Consider the following 2,518-nt stretch of genomic DNA (forward strand, 5'->3'; position numbering starts at 1 on the left):
GCGTGGCAGAAGGGGAAGGTCATCCAGATCGAGGACCCGACCGCTGCTCATGCTCACGCTGGCAAGGAAAACCCCGAGGCGCCGTCGGACCCGGATGCTAATGCAACGTCTACGGGAACTCCCCAAAAGTAGGGTGAAACGCCTTCAGGACTGAGACTTTCGGAATATGGACGGATCACGCGGCGCTCGCATTGCTTTCGCGGTCGGTTGATCGGTGCGGGACGATCCTTCAGGTCCCAGTTAACCTTTTGGAACGCTCGCCCATGAAACGGACCCTCGTATGCGCCGCCCTGCTCACGACGTTAGCGTGGCCGGCCCTTGCTCAGCAGGGCGACGGGACGGATGTCCCCGCCCGGGTCAATACGTTCAAACCCGACAAGGTTCCGGCGACCGACGAGCGCATCGCCGGCCTAAAGGTGCCCCAAGGCTTCGAGGCAAAAGCCTTCGCCAAGGAACTTCAGAACATCCGCATCATTGCCGTGGCGCCCAGCGGCGACATTTACGTTTCCCGCCGTGACCAAGGGGACGTGTTGTTGCTAAAGGACGCCAACGAGGATGGAGTCTTGGATGAAGCCCCGCGGACCGTGGCCCACCGTCCGAGTGTCCATGGATTGGCCATCGGCGACGGCCACCTCTACATGGCCACGGCGACCGAAGTGTTCCGGGCGCCTCTCAACCCCGATGGGTCTTTGGGAGCCATTGAGCGAATCATCAATGATCTCCCGGACGGCGGGCAGCACCCCAACCGGACGTTGGCGTTCGGCCCTGACGGCATGCTGTATATCAGCGTGGGTTCCTCGTGCAACGCCTGCAATGAATCCAATCCTGAGCACGCGACCGTGTTGCGCGCCTCGCCGGACGGCAAGAGCCGCACGATCTTTGCGAGTGGACTGCGCAACACCTTGGGCTTCGCTTGGGATCCGAAGACCGGCGAACTGTGGGGGATGGATCACGGCATTGATTTCCTTGGCGACGACGTGCAACCGGAGGAACTCAACCACATCGTCAAAGGCAAGCAGTATGGTTGGCCGCATATCTGGGGCAAGGATGGGCAGAATCCACAGAGCACACCTCCTGGGGAAATCACGACGGCCCAGTGGGCTCAGATGAGCGAACCCATGGTCTTGGGCTATACCGCGCATGCGGCCCCCATGCAGCTGGTCTTCTACACGGGTAACCAGTATCCCGCCGGCTTCCGAGGCGACGCGTTCGTCACCATGCGGGGGTCATGGAATCGGAAGCCGGCCTCGGGCTATGAGGTGGTGCGGATTCGGTTCCGCAACGGGCAGCCGACCGCATTCGAGCCGTTCCTCAGCGGATTCCTGACCGATGAAGGCCGGACCCATTTCGCACGCCCAGTGGGCTTGGCTGTCACGCGGGGCGGGGCACTCTTGGTGGGTGACGACGCCAACGGCGTTATTTACCGCGTGAGCTACAGCGCTGGAARGGCCACCCCTGCTGCCCCCGCTGCTCCCCCGGCGCAGTCCCTTGAAAAGCAGGTGGCGACCGGAAACGGCGTCCCGTTAGCCCTCGATCGCGTGGCGCAGGCCCCCGAGGTTGCCGTCCGGTCCCCGGCCTTCCAAGCCGGTCAGGCGCTCTCCTCTCGATTCAGCGCGTATCACGAAGGGCTGTCGCCGCCGCTGATGTGGGATGCAGTGCAGAAAGCGGTGACCTACGTGGTGATTGTCGAGGACCCGGACTCCACGCCCATCAAGCCGTTCGTGCATTGGGTCGCTTGGAACATCCCCGCATCCGTGACCAGCTTGCCGGAGGGCGTCCAAGTCCAGCCCCGGCTGACCAACCCCGCAGGGCTCCTCCAAGGCGCAACCAGCCGCGGTTCCGTCGGCTACTACGGGCCCAGGCCCCCGGTGGGCGACCCGCCACACCACTATCACTTCCAGGTGCTGGCGCTGGACAAGAGACTCGACGTTCGTCCGGGCGCGACGCGGGATGAGGTCCTTAAGGCCGCGGCGGGCCACGTCTTGGCAAAAGGCGTCATCGTGGGCACGTATCAACAGAGCGATGCGCCGCTGAAGTGAGACACCCGCGATAGCCCTTCGGCATGCGCCCCATTGGGCGGAAATCCAATGGGGCGCGATGAGCCAGGGAAAAGACAGCGCTTCGCGATATCATAGGACCATGAGCAGTTCATCCCCAGATACCGGTGCGCCCAGACTTCTGGGCTTCGACGTCCCTGATCTACAGGAAAACGTTGATCAAACGGAAGACGAGGCGATCATTGCCATGCTGGACGTGGCACCGCATCCCAGCTGGCTTGCCCTGTTCGACGCGCGTATTGATGCGTTGAAGAACGACTTGGGCGTGGCCGGGGTGGAGGTCGACGGCCCCTCCATCCGCTTCTATGGCTCCATTTCAGACGGCAGGCGATTGGCGACCGCGGTAGCGTCGCTGATCAACGACGTGACGTTGGACTACCGAGCCCAATCCAGTGCAAACCGTGGACCCTCGGGTCCGGCAAATCCAGTCTAGGCGACCACCTGCGCAAGCAACGCCGGCC

Annotated in this window: 2 protein-coding genes; both read left to right on the forward strand. The window is 63.1% G+C overall.

Annotated elements, in window-relative coordinates:
• Positions 1–263: 263 nt before the first annotated feature.
• Complete coding sequence (locus AC1DQP_RS19355; RefSeq protein WP_478052286.1) at positions 264–2,039, forward strand: YbhB/YbcL family Raf kinase inhibitor-like protein; 1,776 nt, start codon at positions 264–266, stop codon at positions 2,037–2,039.
• A 100-nt stretch (positions 2,040–2,139) separates the two neighbouring features.
• Positions 2,140–2,490 carry a hypothetical protein gene (locus tag AC1DQP_RS19360; RefSeq protein ID WP_152153254.1) on the forward strand — a complete coding sequence of 117 codons (351 nt, stop codon included), beginning with the start codon at positions 2,140–2,142 and terminating at the stop codon, positions 2,488–2,490.
• Positions 2,491–2,518: the final 28 nt, after the last annotated feature.

This window comes from Stenotrophomonas sp. P5_A8 (assembly GCF_056400545.1).

What these genes read in the sequence shown, in the direction of transcription:
- AC1DQP_RS19360 (WP_152153254.1), top strand. Translation starts at nt 2,140, where the DNA reads ATGAGCAGTTCATCCCCAGATACCGGTGCGCCCAGACTTCTGGGCTTC.